The following is a 21554-nucleotide window of genomic DNA, read 5'->3' on the forward strand; positions in this document are numbered from 1 at the left end:
AAAGACCCGACATACGGGCAGATCAGAGAAGTAATCTGATAGGGCAAAAAAGTTCGCCGCCGATTTCCGCGAAGGGCTTCTCGCCTGACGTTTTCGAGATTGCGGAGTAGCAGCCAGCGCGAGGACCTGATGATCTTGCGCGCCACTCGGTCGCCGCGTAGGCAGGGATGATTTGCTCAGGAAGACATACGGCGAGTTCGGCCAGAAGCGGTCGATCGGCACTTCCTTCTAGTGGACCGATTTAGGCTGATCGGAGTCATACACGGTTCAGTGCCTGATCGACAGCTACAACCATTACAGCAGTTATCTATCCTGAAAGGTTCGCAGCACGTGCTTGAATGTCTACGTGGAAAGGGGAACTTACGGAGACACTTCGGTTTGCGACGCCGCACAGTTGCATGGTTGGGATGGCAAGTTTGTGCAGCCGCCACGATTTACAGCGATTTCGCCAAGCCGAATCGAGCTGGCGCGAGATTTCAGCCATGATAGGTAGCCTAAGGCGATGCGAATACGGTCAGTGGACTGTTGGTCACAGTGCGCAGGAAATTGTTCGTCGCACCTAGGATCGTCAGGTGTTCGTTCGTGATGCCTGCTGCGTGCAGTCCGGGCTGAACGATACCCACCTTAAAGATAATAAACTTCCGTCGAGAAGCCTTTCGCAACGCTACGAGCTGGCGCAAGGAACCACGGACAAACCGACTATCACGACCCCGCAACAGCCGCGTTTCCCGGTCTACGATGTGGCGGACGAGGTTTGGAAAGCTCCAGGCCCACTTTGTGGACTTCTGAGCTTGTCCGCAGACCTCATAAAGGTCTTGGACGTTGTTTGCCGGGCTATCTCCTGTCGCGAACTTGCAATGCCAAAGCAGCACAGTAATGGTGTCCGCAGTCTCTTCAATCGCGACAATGTCCGCGCTCTCGCCACTGTCATCATCGTCAATGATGAATGAGTACGGTCCTTCTTCAAGGTACTCGATGAATCTCTGCTGAATGGATTGGGGACGATACACCCCGTTTCTCCATCGACTTTCCTGACGGATATTCGTGTTCCCCCAGTCCAAAGACTGAATCGATTCACGGGGGAAAGTCTCCCCAAGTGCCTCCCGAGGTTTAAGAAGAATCTCTCCAGAGAGCTGTGAGCCATCAGCAAGGCGCACCATAGGTGGACTTGTTGTAAAGAACTCGACAGCAGTAACTCGGCGGGAGAAAGCGTCAATTCGAAGCTCCGGGCCTGCGATCTGTTCAATTCCGTACTTCAAGCCGTCTATCGCTACCGTTAGAAGGGTCTGCCGATATGTCGCAGACACATCTGCGCCTGCCGTTAAGGTGAACGTAAAGGCGTTGCTCCCGGCGCGCCATTCCCCGAGGTCAAGCTGGCAATCATGGAAGTCAAAGCTTCGGTCACCTACCACCACATTAAACCTGAACGTCGCTGCTTCAAATAGTTGATCAGGCCAGTCGGCCAGCAGTGCTACCTCGTCAGGTAGTAAACCTTGTAGTTCGGTCGGGACGAGTGTGTACCGAAGAAAGTCGTCGGGTTCGGTCTCATTGTTAGAGAGCTTGGCTCCCAGATGAAGGCACCATTCCCGCCACTCGGCAAGCGTGCCCGTGCTCAGGGCCCAGATTTTCCCCTTACGAGAGCAGCCTACGCTAATGCGTTGGCCGTTCTCATAGCCGACCCCCGTGACGTTCGATTTCTGCTTGTTGGCTTGCAGTGCCGGATCGATCGCGTCCCTCACATCCAGTCCTGCAAACATCTGATATCGGACATTTTTGCTTAAGCTAGTCAGTCCTACGCTGTGCAGCACCAACCTGCGGAGATTTGTGAAAGCTCGAAACACCTCCTCATTTTTGATAAGGGCTGGCTCGGTAGAGACCTTGGACGCCAAGTTCTCAGCAACGCGCTTGCGTGAACTGTTAATGAAAAGCAGATTTCGCTCGGCGTCATGGAAAACAATGAAGAGGTCCCAGCTATCCGTTGCGATATCCCGTGAATCAGTCCAGTCGAGTAACTCTTTCTGATTGACAATAAACACAAGCATTCCGTCTGGACGGCTGAAATAGGGCTGATGGATTACCTGTCGCGGCCGAAATGCCTTCACATAGTCTTGCGGGCGGAAGTCCGTCACACGAAACACTTCCGCACTCAACTTCGGGCGGAGCGTTAGAGTGGAGATATGGACGGAATCCGGATTTTTGCGAATTGGTTGAAGGTTCTCGACGAGTTCAGAAAGACGGGCCTGTGGGTCAATAGCGTCGTAGCTCAAGTCTGAGAGCAGAACATTCCAGTCTGCATCCTCCTGATAGAGGCCTTCCAGTGCCTCAGGCACTCCGTCTTCAGCCGTGTTGGCAACGAATGTCGCTGGTCCAATCGCCTCGCCTGCTGAACGGGCAAAGCGGCCGATGAATTGGAGCGTGATCCCGAGGCTCTTGTGAACAGAATGAAGCGCTGCGACCTTTAAGCGCGGCAAATCAAATCCCTCACCAAACATGTCCACACAAATAATGATCCGATGATTGCCATTTCGGATGCTGCGGAGAGTCTGCGCGCGGCCCGCTGAGCGGCTGTGGATCACAATGGGGTTCAGATCTGCATAGTTGGGCGAATAGATCCGGTCGTAAAGCCATACTGCATGGTCGATAGCATCGGCCCGGGCAAGTAGCAAGTGGTCGTATCCTGCGGCAAGGTCTTCGCGCAACCGTGCCACGGCTGCCGCTGCAATTGCGGCATCAGCCAGGGTGTCATCGGGTTCAAAGACCTCCAGAAACCGAATGGGCTTGAAGAACTGTTCGTCCTGCGCGGCCTGTAGCGGGTAGTTGTAGATAATCTTGCCAGGTAATGCTTTACCGTCTTCTCGAAAGGGAGTTGCCGTGAACAAAAGCGTGCGCGCATGGCCGCAATATGTGCTGAATTTCTTCCATGTCTCCGCTTGTATGTGGTGGGCCTCATCAAAGAAGACCTCACTGAACAGAGCCGCAAAAGCTCTTTGTCCTGCTTCATCTACCCGGCTGATTGAAGCCATGGTTGTGACTACGATATTGCATACTCGCAACGACTCTATACAGTCGTCAGTAGGCGCACCCTTGAGAACGCCAACGACAGGGTTGGCGGTGCTGTTGACCACGCCAAGATGGCGTAGCAGGCCGTACTCTCGGAACTTGCCGGCCGTTTGCTCACGCAGGGCGTCGCTGGGAACTACAACAAGGATGCGTTCTCCACGCGATTCGACCGCAACGGCGACCATGACTTCCGTCTTGCCTGTTCCTGTTGGCATGACAATGACAGCGGGCTCTCTGTGAAGGCTCCAGTGCGCAGCTATAGCGTGGAGCGCCCCCACCTGGGGCTTTCGAAGACCAGGTCGCCCAGGTAATTGCCCGTCGGGGTCTAGCTGGGCAATATAGTTGATCCCAGTACGCCAGGCTTGATGTGCCGCATTTCGCAGCGCTAATGCGTCAGAAAGAGCGGTTGAGCTACCCTTGAACCTGGCTTCCTCGAACTCTCCAAAGCCCTCTGTGACGGTAATTGATCGGGCGCGAATTATGCCAGCCGTCTCGACCTCGTCATAGTCGAACATTGAAGATACACAGTCAATGGCGAAAACACGTCCGTCAGCGGCTGTCGCGAGAAATCGGCGGTGATTTGGCCCTCGGCTGCGATAAGGCGCTAGCGAAACCTCAATAATTGTTGAGGGCGCTTCAATGCATGACAAATCGAGTGTCTTTCCCGATATTTGAAACGCATACCGTATCGGCAGACGAATACGGTTTACTGCCGCTATCTGTACATCTGTCAGCATGCTCCCTCCAGGTTTCAAGGGATATTACTTAAAGTTGCAAAATTTGCAATCGCCTTTTTAAGCGCTCTAGGCCAGTCGATCGAACTGGCTAACTTGTGATTGTCGAAACCCTGCCCATCGACACCGCGAAGAACATTTCTTCGGATTGCAGTTATTGTCTAGATAATAAGTAGCGATGACGTGACGCACACGTCCGGCAGACTGCCGCGCCGCCGACATATACAGAGGTGAAGCCAGCGACTGCTCCGGTCGTTCTGCGACCCCAACTACCCCGCAGATCGGCGTAGAGCCAAAGAAAAGGCCCTTCACTCATTGGTGAAAGGCCTTTCGTTTCGGACTGGCTCAGGGTTGTTATCCGCGCTTGAACAGGCGCTCGTGCATCCATCCATCGTTGGTCAGGATGACAGCCGCCTTACCCTGTATATCTCCCTGAGTCTGTTCCGCAAAATTCTTGTAATTGGCACGCATGCTTTCCGATTTGGCCCAATCATCTGCACCCTCTGCCTTGTAGCGGTAGTTCACCTGCGACAGCTTTACGCCCATCATGTCGCTGGGTTCAGTGAAGTTGCTCACTTCCACAACGGTGTACTTGCCGGTGCAGAAGGCATCTTGCCCAGCCATCGTATTGGCACCATTGGCGACGAGGAATTTCTTGCCGGTGTCAGTGACTTGGTACTCGGTGGCCGGCTCCATCTTGTTGCCGAACATGGCTTTGACTTCGGTGTCTCGCTTCGTCAGCAGCCCGGCATCGACCAGCGCGTCGGCGCGCTTCTTGCTCTGACCGCCCAGCATGTCTTGATTCGCCAGGGTGAACGGCAAGCCCTTAGCAGGAATCGCAGCGCATAGGCCCTTTTGAGTGTCCAGGTATGCCTGTATGGCCTTGCTGAAGTTGCTCTTGTTGGCGTCTTTTGCGCTGCCGCACGCGGCAAGGGTAAGGGCAAGGCTGCTGATGGCGACGATCTTGATAGCGGTATGCAAAACTAGCTTCCTCCGTAGGTTAAGACAACCGGTTATTCATTATGGCAACGCGATGGAGCGATTATGCGTTGTTCTCTGTTTGGGAGTCGGCCTCACTCCGTTGTTTAGAAGTGGACGGCGCGCGACGCGCGAGGCGGTCAAGCTTCTGCACCAGGTCTTCGGCCCGCAGGTGCGTATAGCGCTTGAGCATCTGCATCGACTTGTGGCCGCTGATGGCCGATACCTCCTGATCGCTCAAGCCGGCTTCCACGAACCGGCTGACAGCCTCGTGCCGCAGGTCGTGAAAGCGGAAATCTTCCAGGCCCGCTGCTCGCTTGGCATCGGTCCACGCTTTGTCGAACAGGTAAGGGCGTCGTATGCCGTCCCGGCCGGGTTCGCCGAAGAACACCAGTTCGGCTTCGGCTGGGCGCACGGGGTTGGCAAGCGCCTTGGTGAACACGCGCGTTGCCTCGGCAGTCAGAGGAACGGTGCGGGGCGAAGAGTTCTTGGTATGCTCCAGCCGCACGACGCGACGCTCGATGTCCACTTGTCGTATGCGCAGCGTAGCAATCTCAGACAGCCGCATACCGGTCTGGACGGCAATGCGGACTATCCATCCGAACATCGGGTTCGAGTGCTTATCGACGGCTTGCAGCAGGCGGGTCTGTTCTTCTTGGGTCAAGCGCCGGTTGCGGCCCGAGCCGGGGGCCGGGCGGCGAATGTTGGACACGGGATTGAAGGGCAGGCCGATGCCCCATTCCTTGATCGCGACGGTGAACAGGTGGCCTAGCAGGGCCAGTTCCAAGCGTACCGTGTTGTTACTGCGAGGCCGTAGCTTGCCATTCTCGTCCGGGTCGCCCGCCAGTCGCATGTCACGGAACTGCGCCACGATCTCAGCGTTCAGGGCTGCCAGCGAGTACTTGCCAAGGTGGCGGATGATGACCTGTGCTTTCTTGTGTTCGCCGGCTTGGGTCGAGGCCCGCTTGGTGGGCGTGACTTCCTTGAGGTAGCGGGTCAGTGCCGCTTCGACGGTCATGCGCTCGGCCGGCGCCCGCTGGATATATACGCCGCGCACCATTTCGTCTTCGGTACGGCGCGCCCAGTCTTCGGCATCCCGCTTGGTGCGGAACGTTTTGGCCGTGGCCGGCCAGCCTGTCTTGCGGATGAGGGCTTTCCAAGTGCCCGAGGAAGTCTTAACGATCGTAGCCATGAGTACTCCGTATGGGGCTAGCGCCGCATCACTGTACCGAAACTGTACCTGACCACAATTTTAGGAAAATCCCCCGGTGCGGGGCTTGTACTGCGAAATCTTCTAACGGCTTGAATCATCAGAAGATTTTTAGATGGTGCCCGGGGCCGGAATCGAACCGGCACGCCTTGCGGCGGGGGATTTTGAGTCCCCTGCGTCTACCAATTTCACCACCCGGGCTAGGTATGGCAACCTGGGAATCCAGGCTTGGAAGGAAAGATTGTTATTATACGCAGATTTTTGAAGATTTTGGCAAGTACCCAGGCAATTTTTTTTGTTTCAGCGCCAGCTCGGCCGATCTTCTGTCCAACTCCCCTTTTATTGCATCTTTTCCGCCCGCTTTGTCACAGTTGCTTAAGTTATGACAAGCCCTTTTCACAAGGCCTGAGTTCTGCCCGGCCTGGTCTGATTCACCTTCCTAGGCCTGCAAAAAAACAGGCCAGGTGCATTGCCCTGGCCTGCTCCGTCTTCTGCTCGGCGTGAAGGGGCTAGTCCGCAGCGGCCACCTGTCCGTTACGTATCCACTCACGCCAGATCGCGACCAGTAAGGCCATCAAAACCGGGCCGATGAATAAACCCACAATACCCATAGTTTGAACCCCGCCCACCAGTCCAAAAAAGGTGGGCAGAAAAGGCAGTTTTACCGGGCCGCCGACCAGGCGAGGTCTTAGCGTTTTATCCACAATGAACAGTTCGATTGCGCCCCACAGAAACAGGCTGACGCCCGCAACCAGGTGGCCTGAACCGACCAGATAAAGCGAGACCAGGGTGAAGGACAAGGGTGCGCCACCGGGAATCAGCGCCATGAAGCCGGTGATAACGCCCAGTAATACGGGTGACGGCACACCCGCAATCCAATAGGCAATCCCCAGGACGACGCCCTCTCCCAAGGCAATCAGGCCCATGCCAGTGACCGTGGAGTTCACGGTTGCGGGCACGACGCGGGAGAAACGCTGCCAGCGACCCGGCAGGATGCGTTCGCCCACGATGTCCAGCTGAGCCAGTAAGCGGTCGCCATCTTTGAAAATAAAAAACAGCGTGATCAGCATGAACAATACGGTCAGCAACAAGTGGAACACGTTGCCGGTGGCGGAAAGCACCATGCGGTAGATATTGCCCAGATGCTGGCCGCTGACCATTTCCACCAGTTCACCCAGTGCATGGGGTTCGCCTAGATAGAGCTGCCAATACGCGGTCAGACGTTCGCCCACCAGTGGCATGGCCTTGATCCACTCGGGCGTGGGTGTGCCGTAGCGGTTGGCGGCCAGCGCCCAGGTGATAAAGCTGCTGGCTTCCTGAATGGCAAAGGACAAGGCCAGGGATAAGGGCACAACCAGCACGACGATGACGACCAGCAAGGCCAGGGTGGCGGCTAATGCGTTACGTCCATTGCACCGGACGACCAAGCGTTTATATAAAGGCCAACCGGCCAGGCCAATGATAAGTGCGGCCAGAACAGGGACCAGAAATCCCTTCAAAAAATAGACGCCTGCGGCCAGCAAGAGCAGCAATAGCCAGCGAGCGATGAGAAATGCGGGTAAGACGGGTTGCATAAACGGTGGAGACCCTCTTGTCTATTGGTCTGGGCATGGGTCGGTGCCCGAAAGTATTTTTTGACGATAGCATGATCGCAGGCCAAGGAATACCCGTTTCTTACAACAAGCTGATCACGGTTCTTCAGCTTATGACAGGGTTGGGGCCGCAGGCGCGATCCGCACAGGTCAAGACTCATCAGAACGGGGGTTGTCGCAGTATGAAAGGGGAAGGCTACCTGACTTGAGCGAGGCGGCTCTTTGCCCTTCGTGTGTTCTGCTTCGCACCACGTTTTGCCAAGTCTACTCCTGCTGCTGTGAAACCGCTTAAACGCTTCTTTCACCAAGCAGGGTCTGGTATACCGATAGGCGGACAGGAGGCTTGGGGCCAGCTTGGGAAGGTGGACTCGCCCCGCTATCCAGGCAGACGTAAAAACGCCCTAAGGCACCATGCCATTGGGCGTTTTATTGTGCTTATCAGTCCGGGAAGTGGGCCTCTCTCAGCACGAGAGTCGGCAAGCGCAGGCCGATCATTCCTTATCCGCCCCGATCAGGGCGCCACCGGCAAGGCGCGTTTATGCGCCGATGCACGGAATGTCTTGATGATGATCTGTGTCGCCTCGTCATCAATGACTTTACCTTCCAAGAAGTCATCGATCTGCTCATAGCTGACTCCAAAGGCGTCCTCGTCCGGCTTCAAGGGAGTCAGGCTTTCCAGGTCGGCGGTCGGGACTTTAAAGACCAAATCATCAGGGGCCCCCATCGCGGAGGCCAGAGCACGTACACGTCGTTTGTTCAAGCCCGCCAGGGGGGTAATGTCTGCGGCGCCATCACCGAATTTCGTAAAAAACCCCATCAAGGCCTCTGCGGCGTGATCGGTACCGACCACCAGCCCCCCCCTGGCCCCGGCAATGGCATACTGAGCCACCATGCGCTGGCGAGCTTTGATATTGCCCATCAAAAAGTCCTGTTGCGCCGCATCACGAAATGTCAGGCCGGAGGCCAGCAACTGTTCCAGCATGGCATCCGAGGCAGGCTTCACGTTCACAACCAGCGTCTGATCGGGATTGACGACCTTCAGGCCTCCTTGCGCGTCTTTCTCATCGGCCTGTTCACCGTAGGGTAGACGGACAGCAATAAACTGCGCCTGATGGCCTTGCTCCCGCGCCTGCTCGACAGCGCGCTGAGACAGGCATCCTGCCGCCAGGGAGTCCACGCCCCCACTAATCCCCAGGACCAGGCTACGGCAACCGGTGCGCAGTAGATAGTCACTTAGAAAGCGGACGCGACGTTCAATTTCCTGCTGAACGTCGAAATGATCCATCATTCCCAATTCCGCACGAATACTGGCTTGCAAAGCGCGTTGATCATCAGTCATGGCGCAGGCTCTCTACACAAAGTGAACAATAATTCGATTGTAAAGGACTGGAGAAACTGTGCCAGACGGGAGGGGCATCTCCCGTTATTTAATGCGTAAGCAAGCTATGCTGGACCAGAAAGCCCAACACAACAGAAAACCAGGGACTGTTGCTCCTCTAAAGCCGCCCAAGCCCGCAGCCCCTGGCTCCAGACGAGTCAGACAGCTTGTCGCAGGGGGAGTCTGTCTTCGGGATTCACGCACTCTGCTGTTTAAGCGCGACGCTTATAGTTCGTCCGGCAGATGAGCTATCGCGCGCGTTCAGCGTGCGCCCGAAGGCAAACTCAGACAAAGGTAGCGGTGCGCAGCATCGGCAAGCCATCCGCCTGGAGCCAGGGGCTGCGGGCCTGGGCTACGTTTATACGAAGATCAACACCACCCCCACCCTCAAAACCATAAAAAAAACCCCATCTGCCAGAACAGATGGGGTTTCATCAGCTAAACCTTAATTGGGCTTAGCGATCCAGTTGCGACACGTCGCGCACAGCGCCACGGTCTGCCGAAGTAGCCAGCGCGGCATACGCTTTCAGGGCCTGCGACACAACACGTTCGCGGTTCACGGGTTTCCAGGCCTTGGCACCAAGCGATTCCATTTCGGCGCGGCGTGCCGCCAATTCCTCATCGCTGATCGCCAGGTGAATACGACGGTTGGGGATATCGATTTCGATGGTATCGCCATCTTGTACCAGGGCGATATTGCCGCCCTCGGCCGCTTCCGGGGAAGCATGACCAATCACCAAGCCGGACGATCCGCCCGAGAAGCGGCCATCGGTAAACAGCGCCGAACTTTTGCCCAGCCCCATCGATTTCAGGTAGGAGGTGGGGTACAGCATTTCCTGCATGCCGGGGCCGCCTTTGGGACCTTCGTAGCGAATGATGACCACGTCACCCGCCTTGACCACACCGTCCAGAATGGCGGCAACGGAATCGTCCTGGCTTTCGTAAACACGAGCTGTGCCAGTGAAGGTCAGGATGCTTTCATCCACACCTGCCGTTTTAACAATGCACCCGTTGATGGCCAGATTGCCGTACAGCACGGCCAGCCCGCCGTCTTGCGAGTAAGCATGGGCCTTGTCACGAATACAGCCATTGGCACGATCGGTGTCCAGTTCCTGATAGTAGCGGTCCTGGCTGAAGGCCACTTGGGTGGGAATGCCGCCAGGGGAAGCACGGAAGAAGTCGCTGATGGCTTTGACGTTGTCGCCCTTGACGTCCCAACGCTTGATGGCTTCACGCAAGGTGCCGCTGTGTACGTTGCCCACGTCCAGATTGAGCAGGTCAGCCCGAGCCAGCTCGGCCAGAATCGCCATAATGCCACCTGCGCGGTGTACGTCTTCCATATGGTATTCGGGGGTGGCAGGCGCAACTTTACACAGGCAAGGTACACGGCGCGAGATGCGGTCGATATCGGCCATGGTGAATTCCACCCCGGCTTCCTGGGCTGCGGCCAGCAAGTGCAAAACGGTGTTGGTGGAACCGCCCATGGCCACGTCCAGCGTCATGGCGTTCTCAAAAGCCTGATAGGTGGCGATGTTGCGGGGCAGAACGGATTCGTCGTCTTGCTCGTAGTAACGCTTGGCCAGATCCACGATCAGGCTGCCTGCGCGCTCAAACAGGCCTTGGCGACGCGCGTGCGTCGCCACAATGGTGCCATTACCCGGCAGGGACAGGCCCAGCGCCTCGGTCAGGCAGTTCATGGAATTGGCCGTGAACATGCCCGAACAGGAACCACAGGTGGGGCAGGCGCTACGCTCCACGGCTTCGGCCTGTTCATCGCTCACGTTGGGATCGGCTGCCTGAATCATGGCATCGACCAGATCCAGCTTCTGCACCACGGTTTTGCCATCTGGCGAGTAGACCTTGCCCGCTTCCATCGGTCCGCCCGACACAAATACCACGGGAATGTTCAGACGCATGGCGGCCATCAACATGCCGGGGGTGATTTTGTCGCAGTTGGAGATACACACCATGGCATCGGCGCAGTGCGCGTTGACCATGTACTCCACCGAATCGGCAATCAGTTCGCGCGAAGGCAGGGAATAGAGCATGCCGCCGTGGCCCATCGCAATACCGTCGTCCACCGCAATGGTGTTGAACTCTTTTGCCACGCCACCAACCGCTTCAATTTGACGGGCCACCAACTGACCCATGTCTTTCAGGTGTACGTGACCCGGTACGAATTGCGTAAAGGAGTTCACCACCGCAATGATCGGTTTGGAGAAATCCTCGTCTTTCATACCGGTGGCGCGCCACAGGGCACGCGCGCCGGCCATATTCCGACCGTGTGTCGAGGTACGGGAGCGATATTGGGGCATGACTACTCTCTGAACAGGAAAATTATGTAAAGATACCTATCATAAACGTCCCAAGGCGCTTTGTGCGCGTCAAGGTCGGGCAGGCGTCTTACCATAGGGCAGCTACCGATCTGGCACCCAGAATCCTTTGCAGCAAAACCCCTTAGTTAACAGGAGATTGATTATGCCGCAGGCCGTGCCTGACCTTTCCAACCTGCTCAGACAGGACATCCGCTTTCTGGGCAAGACCCTGGGAGAGGTGATTCGTGACAGCGAAGGAAAGGCGACCTTCACGCTGATTGAAGCCTTGCGCAGGGCTGCCGTCAGTTTCAGACGTGAACACGATCCGCAGCAAGCACGGATTCTGGAAAAAGACATTCCCAAGCTGAACGATGCCCAGGCCCGCTCGGTGGCCCGTGCCTTTGCCTACTTTCTGCACTTGTCCAACATTGCCGAGGACCGCGACCAGAATCGTCGCCGCGAAGAGCAGGACCCGGAAAAATTGCTGGGCAGCCTGCAGCACGCCATCCAGACCCTGATGGATCAGGGCCTGAGCGCCAAGAAAATTCGCCGTTATCTGCAAGAGGCATGTGTGATGCCGGTGCTGACGGCTCACCCAACCGAAGTTCAGCGCCAAAGTACCCTGGCCGTGCATATGGCGATTGCCGATGAGCTAAACGGCCTGGACCACAAGGCCAGCGCCGCGCAATCGGCCCGCACCCAGGAGAAGCTGACCGGTCTGGTGTCGCTGCTGTGGCAAACCCGCATGCTGCGCGATCACAAGCTGACCGTACTGGACGAGATCGACAATGCGCTGGCCTATTACGGCTCCACCTTTTTACCTACGATCCCCCAGCTCTACCACGATCTGGACCGTCTGCTGGAACCGGGCAAGAAAAGTCTGCTGGATCAGAAAACCCGCGCCCTTCCCGCTTTTTTGCGCATGGGCAGCTGGATTGGTGGCGACCGTGACGGTAATCCCAATGTAGGCCCGGAGACAGTTGAACAGGCGGTACTGCGTCAGTCCACCCGCGCCCTTCAGCATTATCTGGAACAGATTCGTCTGCTCGGTACGGAAATCTCGGTGTCCGACGCGTTAAATCGGGTCAGCAAAGACCTGGCGGCCTTGTCGGCCAGCAGCCAGGACCGCTCGCCACACCGGATGGACGAGCCCTATCGTCGCAGCTTCATCCATCTGTACGCCCGTATGGCTGCCACGGCGCAAACCTTGCTAGGTCGCGATCTGGCCGATCGCCCCACTTACGCCGCCCCGCCCTACGCCAGTCCCCAGGAGTTCAAAGCCGACTTGCAGATCATCGCGGACTCGCTGGCAGAAAACAAAGGCGGCGCCATTGCCGGCCTGCGTTTGAACGAATTGATTCAAGCCGTGGAAGTGTTTGGCTTTCATCTGGCCACCCTGGATCTGCGCCAAAGCTCCGATGTCCACGAACGCGTGCTGGACGAGCTGTTTCGCGTGGCCGGCACACTGTACAAGGACGAACCGGTCAACTACCGCCAGTTGTCCGAAGAGGACCGTGTCCACTTGCTGCGCTCCGAACTGCGCCATCACCGCCCCCTGGTCTCGCCCTGGTATCGCTACTCGGAAGAAACCGAAAAAGAACTGTCCATCCTGCGCAAAGCGGCCGAATGTCGTCGCCGCTTTGGCGCCCGGGCTCTGGAGCAGACGATTGTGTCGCACACTGAAACGCTGAGCGACTTGCTGGAAGTGCTGGTATTGCAGCAGGAGACCGGGCTGATCGTGCCCAACTCCGATGAGCCTGAACACCAGGGTTTGATGGTCGTTCCCCTGTTCGAGACCATCCCCGACTTGGAACGGGGCCCGCAAATCATGCAGGAATGGCTGGACATGCCAGAAATACGCCAGCGTGTACGCCATGCCCAGGATAGTGTGCAGGAAGTGATGTTGGGCTACTCGGACAGCAACAAGGACGGCGGTTATCTGACCTCCAACTGGACCTTGTACCGTGCCGAACGTGAATTTGCCCAGGTGTTCTCGCGCCGCAAAATCCGTCTGCGACTGTTCCACGGCCGTGGCGGCTCGGTAGGCCGAGGCGGCGGTTCCAGCTTCGACGCCATTCTGGCCCAACCTCCGGGCACCGTGAACGGCCAGATCCGTCTGACCGAGCAAGGCGAGATGATTCAGGGACGGTACAAAGATGCAGACGTGGGGCGCTGGCATCTGGAGCTCTTTGTCGCTGCGACGCTGGAAGCCAGTCTGGGCGCACGCAAAGGGGCACCGAATGATGACGAACATCTGGCCGCCTACGGCGAAATCATGGCCTGGATGTCCGAGCAGGCACATCAAAGCTATCGCGAGCTCGTCTACGGCACGCCCAATTTTGATCAGTACTTCTTCCAGTCCACGCCCATCAAGGAAATTGCCGGCCTGAATATTGGTTCGCGTCCCTCGTCCCGCAAGGCCACGCAAAGCATTGAAGACCTGCGCGCCATTCCCTGGAGTTTTTCCTGGGCACAATGCCGCCTGCCCATTCCAGGCTGGTACGGCATGGGCACCGCCTTGCATCGCTACCTGGAATCAGGGTTGCCCGATGATGGCTTGAACCGTGCCAAGCGCCTGGCCCAGCTGCAAGCCATGGCACGAGACTGGGCATTTTTCCGTACCCTGCTCTCCAATATGGAACAGGTGCTGGCAAAAACAGACCTGGACATCGGCCTGAAATACGCCGGGCTGGTCGAAGACCCGGAGCTGCGCGAGACCATCTTCACGCAAATCCGCGACGAGTTCGAGCTCACACACCGACTGTTCCGTGAAATTACCGGTCATGAGCTGCTGGCGCACGATCAGGCACTGCGAGATGCCCTGACCGAACGCTTTGCCTATATTGACCCGCTGAATCACTTGCAGGTGGAACTGCTGCGCCGCCATCGCCGCCAAGGGCAAAAAGCCAGTCAGCCAACGCGCAGTGGTGTCAATAAGCAACACGTCATCCACCTGACAATTAACGGCATTGCCGCAGGGCTGCGTAACTCGGGCTAAAGCAGAAACCAGGAAATCGGCTTTGTTAATTACTTTTATAAATAAGCTAATTTCCAAAAGAAGTTAAAAGCGTACAATAAGCCATTACGTCGCTTTTTGTATAAGGCGTGATCCTTACGGGGATCACGCCCTCTGGCTTATGGTACTTGCAATCATTCTGGGAATGCTCACTGGTCTGTCGCTGGGCCTGACAGGCGCAGGCGGGGGAATTCTGGCCGTGCCCGCCCTGGTGCTGGGCATGGGCTACAGCATGACGGCGGCCACTCCCGTCGCCTTGCTGGCCGTGGGCGCGGCCGCTTTGCTGGGTGCGCTGGACGGCCTGTACAAACATATCGTGCGCTATCGTGCAGCCGTCTTCATGGCCGTGACGGGCGCGCTGGTGACGTCACTGGGCGTGCGCATCAGCCACGCTTTACCGGAAAAGGTACTGGTAACCCTGTTTGTGCTCATCATGCTGTGGATTGCCACCAAGATGCTGCGGCGGCCCACCGTAACGGAACATGCCCACACACCCTGCTGCGTGAACCCCACAACAGGGCGCCTGCATTGGACACCCCTTGGCACGTTCACCTTGGCTGCCATTGGCGCAGTGGCCGGTTTGTTCTCGGGCATGCTGGGGGTAGGCGGCGGTTTCCTGATCGTCCCCGCCTTGAAACGCTTTAGCGATCTGTCCATGCACAGCATTGTCGCTACCTCGCTGATGCTGATCGCCCTTATCTCCTTGAGCGCCTCTGGCATGAGCCTGGCTCAGGGGGCCGTCATTCCTCTTAGCGGATGGGTGTTTGTAGCGGCCGCCATGGGTGGGATGATGATAGGTCGACAACTGGCTCCCCGTATTCCTCCTGTGCGTCTACAGCAAGGCTTTAGCATTCTGACTGCCCTGGTCGCCCTGTCCATGCTGGCCCGCACCTATCTGTTTTAGGACAGGGGACGAAACGCAAGGTCCTGCCGACTCGGCAATTCACACCTGATGCCACCCCTCTTTTACGGATTGAGCCGGTAGTCACTGAACGAGCCCCCGTCCCGCGGCCGCACAGCCACAATACGTTGAACAATATGGTCCGGCTCAGCCTGAAAACCATGCTCATAAGCCACGACATCCAGGTCGACACACCAACGCAGCAACTCCCCAGGCTGCAGCAGGAAGTCCGGATTACGTGGCCCGTTGTAGCGCTCGTTCCCCACCGCAAAGGTTTCGTAGACCAGAATCCCGCCCGGCTCCAGGCTCTCCAGCAATGTCGGCACCAAGGGACGCCACAGATACCGGGTCACCACCAGCGCGTTGAACTTGCGCCCCGCAAACGGCCAGGGACCATTTTCAATATCAGCCTGGACAATTTCACCGTAGGGCGAGGTAGCCGCTACCGCCTCCGGGTCCCGATCCACACCAATGACGGTATTGCCGCGCTGGGCCAGCCAGCGCGCATTGCGCCCCCGGCCACAGGCCACATCCAGGACGGTGCCCGGATTGGGAATCAAGTGGGCCCAAGCCTGTAACCAGGCGCTGGCCTGACCCCTGTCGTTCATCCTTACCTCTTTGCTCAGCAGACAAAACGCTCATGGTAACGCAGCGGGGGACAAGCTCAAGCTCCCCGCTGGCCTGGGCTACAATTGGCCCGGATTCCACGCTATTTTTTTGAGGGTGTATGAAAGTCCTGCTGCAAAAACCCATATTGCTGATGGCCGTTCTGTGCCTGCCGCTATGGTTTATCTACGGCAACTTCATCCTGGCTGCAGCCACGTCCATCCTGATTGGGATGCTGGTGGGCATGATCCGCACCCTGCACCAAGTGACCCAGGCCAAAAAAGCCAGCGCAAGAAGCGCCAACCCGGCTTCTTCCGAGACCCCTAACGACAAGCCCCACTGACGCCATGAATGTACTGTCCGCCCCCGCCCTGCCACACGGCCTGCCCCCACTGTCGGACGAGCTGAAAAAGCACCTTGCGCAGGTCAACCACTACCTGCTGGAGCGCATTGAAGATGAAGGCGGCTTTTTGCCCTTCGATCAATGGATGCACCATGCGCTGTATGCACCGCATCTGGGGTATTACACCGGCGGCAGCACCAAATTCGGCAGCAATCAGCCAACAGGAGACTTCACCACTGCGCCGGAGCTCTCGCCCCTGTTTGCACAAACCCTGAGCCATCAGGTCAAAGAAGTCCTGGCAGGCAGCCAGTCCCTGTCCATTCTGGAGTTTGGCGCGGGCAGCGGCGCCCTGGCTTACGCGCTGATTACCGAACTGCGCCAGCAAGGCATCGAACCGCAGTATTTCATTCTGGAAGTATCCCCTGATTTGCGCGCCCGCCAGCAAGAACGTCTGGCTTGCCTGCAGGCTCAAGTGCAATGGCTGGACAGCACGCCTGATAGCTTCAAGGGCTGCGTGATTGCCAATGAAGTTCTGGACGCCATGCCCGTCAGCCTGTTCACCTTTGACGTAGAGGGCAAGGTGCTGGAAGTGGGCGTCATTGCCGCAGACGACAGCACCGCCCAGGGCCTGCCCGCGCCCTTCTATCTGGCAACCCGCCCCGCTCCTGAGCATCTGGCGTTGCTGGTCGCCGAACGTGTTCAGGCGCAGCCTTTTTACCTGTCCGAGATCAATCTGCAGGCTGAAGCCTGGGTGCGTAGCATGGGCACCTGGTTAAAGCACGGCGCTGCCATTCTGATCGACTACGGGTTTCCACAGCGCGAGTACTACCATCCACAACGCGATAAAGGCACCTTGATGTGCCATTTCCGTCATTTTGCCCATGCCGAACCTCTGGTGCTGGCGGGCCTGCAAGACATTACCGCCCACGTGGACTTCACAGCCATGGCCGACGCTGCTCTGGAGGCAGGGCTGGATGTGCTGGGCTATACCAGCCAGGCCCGGTTCCTGATGAACTGCGGTATTACGCACTACCTGGCCTCCCCTCCCGACGATCCTTCCCCTGCCGCCCAGCAGCAATGGGCGCAGACCATGAGTGCTGCCAACAAGTTGCTGTCTGAGGCGGAAATGGGCGAGTTGTTCAAGGTGCTGATTATCGGGCGTGATATTCCGGCCCCGGTACTAGGAACAATGAGCGGAGATCGACGCGAGCGCCTGTAAACACATTGCCTGTCGAGCCCTGAAAGCCGCTTGCCCAGGGACGGGACCCCTGCCCATGAAATGGCAAGATATCGACCCTGCCATCTTGAGCGTCCGTTAAGCGCGCCCAACCGTCCTTTGGCTGCAGTACGACTGTGATTCTGCGGATCACCCTTCACCTTGTCGCGAAGACAAGGTGACGAGTTAAGCGATCGATGGGCTGCATCGGCCAAAGCGGGAACCTGCACACGGCCTGTAGCGAAGGAACGCTAGAGCGACTGCTCCAGGGCCGCCAGTCTGGCAGCGCGCACTGCCTCCCGGATTTTGCCAGGTTCAGCCTTGTGTTGCGCAGCAACAGCCCCTGCATCCACACTGGCCATAATCTGACGCAAGGTGTCCCAATCCTGCTCGGGAACGGCCTTCAAACAGGCAGCGGCCTGAATCAGTTGCTGGAAACGATCAGGCTTACGCAAAGCATCCAAAGACTCCATGACCTGCAAGGCGAACTCTGGCTGCGAGCGGGGCTGCAACAAGGCTGGACTACTTAAAAGAACGGGCAATAAACGGGCTTGGTCACGCCATTCAGACGGTGCACGTATCTGCTCAGCAACCTGTGCGGGCGTCTCGGAAACATGGCACAGCACGGCAAAGCATCCTGCCAGATCCAACTGCCGATCTCGGGCGATCTGAACCTGCTGACCGACCTGCTCGTTGTAGGTCAGGGCGGGCATGATCCGCTCCAACGCCCCCACCTCCTGAAGCACCTCAAACATCCGGGCAGGCTGACTGGCAGACAGGCCCTTGGCCACCTCCAGGTAAACACGCTCGGGCACGAGCTCGTCAACCTCGCCGTGCTCCACCAGCTCGCGCGCCAAGGCCCAGGTATCATCAGCCACCGTGAACTGGACAAAGCGCGCAGCAAAGCGTGCCAGGCGTAACAGGCGCACGGGATCTTCACTAAAAGCGGTGCCAACGTGCCGGAACAAGCGAGCCTGCAAATCTGCCAGCCCATTAAGAGGATCATGCAGATTGCCGGCTGCATCCACCGCCATGGCATTGATGGTCAGATCCCGACGACGCAAATCATCGGCCAGACTGACATCGGTACCCGTGTAGAAAGTAAAGCCTTTGTAGCCGCGACCTGATTTGCGCTCAGTCCGGGCCAGCGCGAACTCTTCTTTGCTGTGAGGATTCAAAAACACAGGAAAATCGCCGCCTACCGGGACAAAGCCGCGCGCAGCCATGTCTTCGGGTCGGGCGCCCACCACCACCCAGTCCTTGTCGCCGGCCGGCAAACCGAGCAAGGCGTCACGCACCGCGCCGCCGACCACATACACCTGCAAGCCCGCCAGCAGCGGATCTGGCGGCCCCATCAGGGCCGCCAGGGCTGCACGTTGTCTGTCATCAAGCATGGAGCAGGCCATCATCAAGGCAAGGACGCCGTCGTCGTTCCGCCAGGAGCAATAACACCCAGGCGATCCTTCAGCGAATGAGGCCGGCCACTGAACATCATGGCGTAGTAGTTCGCGTTGGACAGCACATTTTTCACGTACAGGCGTGTCTCGGTAAAGGGGATGGTTTCCGCAAAAATGGCCCCTTCAACCGAGCCATTCAGACGCGAACGCCATTGAATGGGACGGCCAGGTCCCGCGTTATAACCTGCCGAGGCCAATACCTGTGACCCGCCCAGTTGACCCAGAACCATGTTCAGGTAGTTGGTACCCAATACCGTGTTTACCTCGAACTCATTCACCCGTGCCGGCGAGAAATCGTGCATATCAATCTTGTTGGCCACCCATTTGGCGGTGGCGGGCATCAATTGCATCAGGCCCGACGCCCCCACACCCGAGCGGGCATCGGTAATAAAGCGCGATTCCTGACGAATCAGACCATACACCCAGGCTGGGTCCAGATTGATGGATTTGGCCTGCTCGGTCACGCGCCCCTCGAAAGGAGCAATAAAACGCTGGCTGAAGTCGATCTCGTTCTTGGTCAACAAGGACGTGTTGACCACCCGATCGTAAATATGCTGCTCGCGAGCAAATTCGGCCGCCGCACGCAACTGCCTGTCGTTCATGCCGCGCAAAGCGAAATTCCACTCGGGAACCGCTTCAGGACGCCAGCCCAGCTTGAACAGCTCCACCGCGCGCAACAGACCCGCATTGGTACGAGCATCTTGCATATCCAGAGGCGTCAAAGGCTGCGGTTGCGCCGGCAAGGACGGGGTCAGCCCCAACTCCTCGGTTGCCAGTTGCCCATAAAAGCCCAGGTCTCCCACAATGGACTGAAACAGAGCACGAGCCTTGTCTTTATGTCCCAAGGCCGCATGCGCACGTCCTGACCAGTACACCCAAACCGGCTCCGCCTTTTGCGCATCATTCATTTTATCGATGGCTGCAGCCACCTGCTTCCAGTCGATCGTGGCCTGACGCAACTCGGCGCGCACTTGCCAGGCGTTGTTGTAATCCGTCATGGGGGTACGACCGGAGCGGCGATACCATTTGGCCGCATCATCCTCCACCCGCAAGGCACTGACCAGACCAAACTGGCCCCAGACCCAATTCAGGTTTTCCTGGGGAATCTTGCCCGCCCAGGTGCGATCGATATAGGCTGCTGCCGAATCCCGCTGACCGCGGGCCAGGCGAGACAAGGCCAGCGACACCAGTTCGGGATTGACCGAGCTATTGTTCACATTACGGTCGAGCCATTTTTGTGGCGAGGCCATCAAGGCGGTGTAATCCTTCATCTGCGGCGCAGTGAAAATAATTGCCGCCAGGCGTCGGGCCTGAGCAGTACGGTTGTTTTCAAGCGCGTCCCGCATCAGGTCACGGATCTGATTCTTGCTGATCACTTTGCGGGCGTACAGTTGATCCAGCGCGGACCAGCAAGCCTGGCTGGGCGCAAAAGAAGCCATCAGATCGTCGACATCGACCGACTCTCCGGCCACGTTTCGGGCTGTCGCCACGGCGCACTTCACCGCCGAGCTGGGCGCATGCACGGGCGCCAGTTCACGCACCAGCGCATAGTTACCTGCCCGTGCTGCCGCCACGATCCAATCAGACTTCAGGCGATTTTCCAGGTATTCGTCTTGATTGCCGGCCAAAAACAAACGGACTTGCTCGTCTGGCACCGGCGTGGTCGAGTCCTGTAACAGGCGACGCAGCCGCCAGTATTGGGCATAGGAACCCAGGACGGGATCGTCTGCTGCCACGGGGGCCAGGGCGTCAAGCGCACTCCAGCGCTTGGCCTGCATGGCTTGCCGCGCGTCGATCAGCGCCTGGCGTGCCACCGGCGGAACAGGCGGGACGCGATCCCAGCGCCGTACCGCCTCTTTGGCAGGCTGCACAAGTACGGCTTGATTCGTGATTGTCGCTTCGGGGGAATGGGTCTGGGCCTGCGGCGAGGGCGAACCCGCACAGCCGACCAAACCCAGTGCGAACACCACCAGGGCGCTCAAGGACGGACGTGGAAGCGCGCCGGCCATGCCCCAAGCTGGTGTTTTCTGGTACTTTAGCTGGTTGATACCCATAGTGACGGCCTTTAGAAAATCACCCATGATTCAGAACGTAGAGCATAACGCAGCCGCGCTGCGCACGCGACTAAAAGACCTGCGAGCCGGGCAGCCCTCCATTGACACCAACCGGGGCGCCCTGCTGATCCGGGGCCGCCTGTTCACCTGGCTGGCCACCAACCGCACTCGCCTGCGTGAACAAGGCCGTGCCGAACCCACCACCATTGCAGCTTTCTGGCCAATGGCCGACGAACCGGACCTGCGCCCTTTGCTGGTTCAATGGGTGGAAGAAGAAGGCCTCAATGTCTGTCTTCCTGTCGTCAAAGAAGCGGACGCTCCCCTGAGCTTTGTTCAGTGGACACCCGAGACGAAAATGGAAAAAGGGCGCTACGGCATAGAAATCCCGAGCTCCTCCCAAACCCTGCAACCGGACATTGTCCTGGTCCCTACTTTGGGCTACACCCGCCAAGGCGACCGCCTAGGGTATGGAAAAGGCTACTACGACCGGACCCTGGCGGCGCTAAAAGCGCAAAACCATGCCTTTACCAGCATTGGTATTGCCTGGGCAGTGGGTGACCTGTCGGGCCTGCCTTATCAGCCCGCCCCCCACGACCAACGGCTGGACAGTGTGCTGACCGACAAAGGCTGGGCCGTACCTGCACCGCAGCTATAAGCACCTGGTTCGCCAACCCGGCTTTGCCGGCTTACCCAC

General features: G+C 57.9%; 14 protein-coding genes and 1 tRNA gene. 5 read left to right on the forward strand and 10 right to left on the reverse strand.

Features of this window, described 5'->3' with window-relative positions; all coding sequences use genetic code 11:
- Positions 1-494: 494 nt before the first annotated feature.
- From V6936_RS11295 to ilvD, 7 genes are all read right to left on the reverse strand, one after another.
- Positions 495-3797 (reverse strand): DEAD/DEAH box helicase, encoded by a 3303-nt coding sequence (locus tag V6936_RS11295; RefSeq protein WP_336579896.1) that lies wholly within the window; start codon positions 3795-3797, stop codon positions 495-497.
- 351 nt (positions 3798-4148) lie between these two features.
- Positions 4149-4775, reverse strand: coding sequence for a hypothetical protein (locus V6936_RS11300; protein WP_336579897.1), 627 nt, complete (start codon positions 4773-4775; stop codon positions 4149-4151).
- Between the two features lie 61 nt (positions 4776-4836).
- Positions 4837-5964 (reverse strand): site-specific integrase, encoded by a 1128-nt coding sequence (locus V6936_RS11305; RefSeq protein WP_336579898.1) that lies wholly within the window; start codon positions 5962-5964, stop codon positions 4837-4839.
- A gap of 134 nt (positions 5965-6098) precedes the next feature.
- Positions 6099-6183 (reverse strand) — tRNA-Leu (locus V6936_RS11310).
- 308 nt (positions 6184-6491) lie between these two features.
- On the reverse strand, positions 6492-7556 hold the full coding sequence (locus V6936_RS11315) for an AI-2E family transporter (RefSeq protein ID WP_003804212.1): 1065 nt from the start codon (positions 7554-7556) through the stop codon (positions 6492-6494).
- A gap of 529 nt (positions 7557-8085) precedes the next feature.
- Positions 8086-8913 carry an ammonia-dependent NAD(+) synthetase gene (gene nadE / locus V6936_RS11320; protein WP_336579899.1) on the reverse strand — a complete coding sequence of 276 codons (828 nt, stop codon included), beginning with the start codon at positions 8911-8913 and terminating at the stop codon, positions 8086-8088.
- Positions 8914-9407: 494 nt separating this feature from the next.
- Positions 9408-11267 carry a dihydroxy-acid dehydratase gene (gene ilvD / locus V6936_RS11325; protein ID WP_336579900.1) on the reverse strand — a complete coding sequence of 620 codons (1860 nt, stop codon included), beginning with the start codon at positions 11265-11267 and terminating at the stop codon, positions 9408-9410.
- Positions 11268-11430: 163 nt separating this feature from the next.
- Between ilvD and ppc the strand changes: the two genes are divergently transcribed.
- Together ppc and V6936_RS11335 are read left to right on the forward strand one after the other, a co-directional pair.
- Positions 11431-14265 carry a phosphoenolpyruvate carboxylase gene (gene ppc, locus V6936_RS11330; RefSeq protein ID WP_336579901.1) on the forward strand — a complete coding sequence of 945 codons (2835 nt, stop codon included), beginning with the start codon at positions 11431-11433 and terminating at the stop codon, positions 14263-14265.
- Positions 14266-14404: 139 nt separating this feature from the next.
- On the forward strand, positions 14405-15187 hold the full coding sequence (locus V6936_RS11335) for a sulfite exporter TauE/SafE family protein (protein ID WP_039943810.1): 783 nt from the start codon (positions 14405-14407) through the stop codon (positions 15185-15187).
- Between the two features lie 62 nt (positions 15188-15249).
- Here the strand turns inward: V6936_RS11335 and V6936_RS11340 are convergent, their stop codons facing one another.
- Positions 15250-15792 carry a class I SAM-dependent methyltransferase gene (locus tag V6936_RS11340; RefSeq protein WP_336579902.1) on the reverse strand — a complete coding sequence of 181 codons (543 nt, stop codon included), beginning with the start codon at positions 15790-15792 and terminating at the stop codon, positions 15250-15252.
- 119 nt (positions 15793-15911) lie between these two features.
- Between V6936_RS11340 and V6936_RS11345 the strand changes: the two genes are divergently transcribed.
- Positions 15912-16133 carry a hypothetical protein gene (locus tag V6936_RS11345; protein WP_003804227.1) on the forward strand — a complete coding sequence of 74 codons (222 nt, stop codon included), beginning with the start codon at positions 15912-15914 and terminating at the stop codon, positions 16131-16133.
- Positions 16134-16137: 4 nt separating this feature from the next.
- The gene (locus V6936_RS11350) at positions 16138-17352 is read left to right on the forward strand and encodes a class I SAM-dependent methyltransferase (protein WP_003804229.1); all 1215 of its coding nucleotides are present in this window, start codon (positions 16138-16140) and stop codon (positions 17350-17352) included.
- Between the two features lie 248 nt (positions 17353-17600).
- On the opposite strand, the gene V6936_RS11355 is transcribed toward V6936_RS11350, so the two are convergent.
- A complete protein-coding gene (locus V6936_RS11355; RefSeq protein ID WP_235587698.1) occupies positions 17601-18743 on the reverse strand; it encodes a tRNA CCA-pyrophosphorylase in 1143 nt (380 codons plus the stop codon).
- Positions 18744-18757: 14 nt separating this feature from the next.
- A complete protein-coding gene (locus tag V6936_RS11360; protein ID WP_336579904.1) occupies positions 18758-20887 on the reverse strand; it encodes a lytic transglycosylase domain-containing protein in 2130 nt (709 codons plus the stop codon).
- Between V6936_RS11360 and V6936_RS11365 the strand changes: the two genes are divergently transcribed.
- On the forward strand, positions 20886-21515 hold the full coding sequence (locus V6936_RS11365) for a 5-formyltetrahydrofolate cyclo-ligase (protein ID WP_003804239.1): 630 nt from the start codon (positions 20886-20888) through the stop codon (positions 21513-21515). The genes V6936_RS11360 and V6936_RS11365 overlap by 2 nt on opposite strands.
- Positions 21516-21554: the final 39 nt, after the last annotated feature.

It is taken from the genome of Alcaligenes sp. CHO6 (assembly GCF_037120595.1).
GTDB lineage: Bacteria > Pseudomonadota > Gammaproteobacteria > Burkholderiales > Burkholderiaceae_B > Alcaligenes > Alcaligenes ammonioxydans.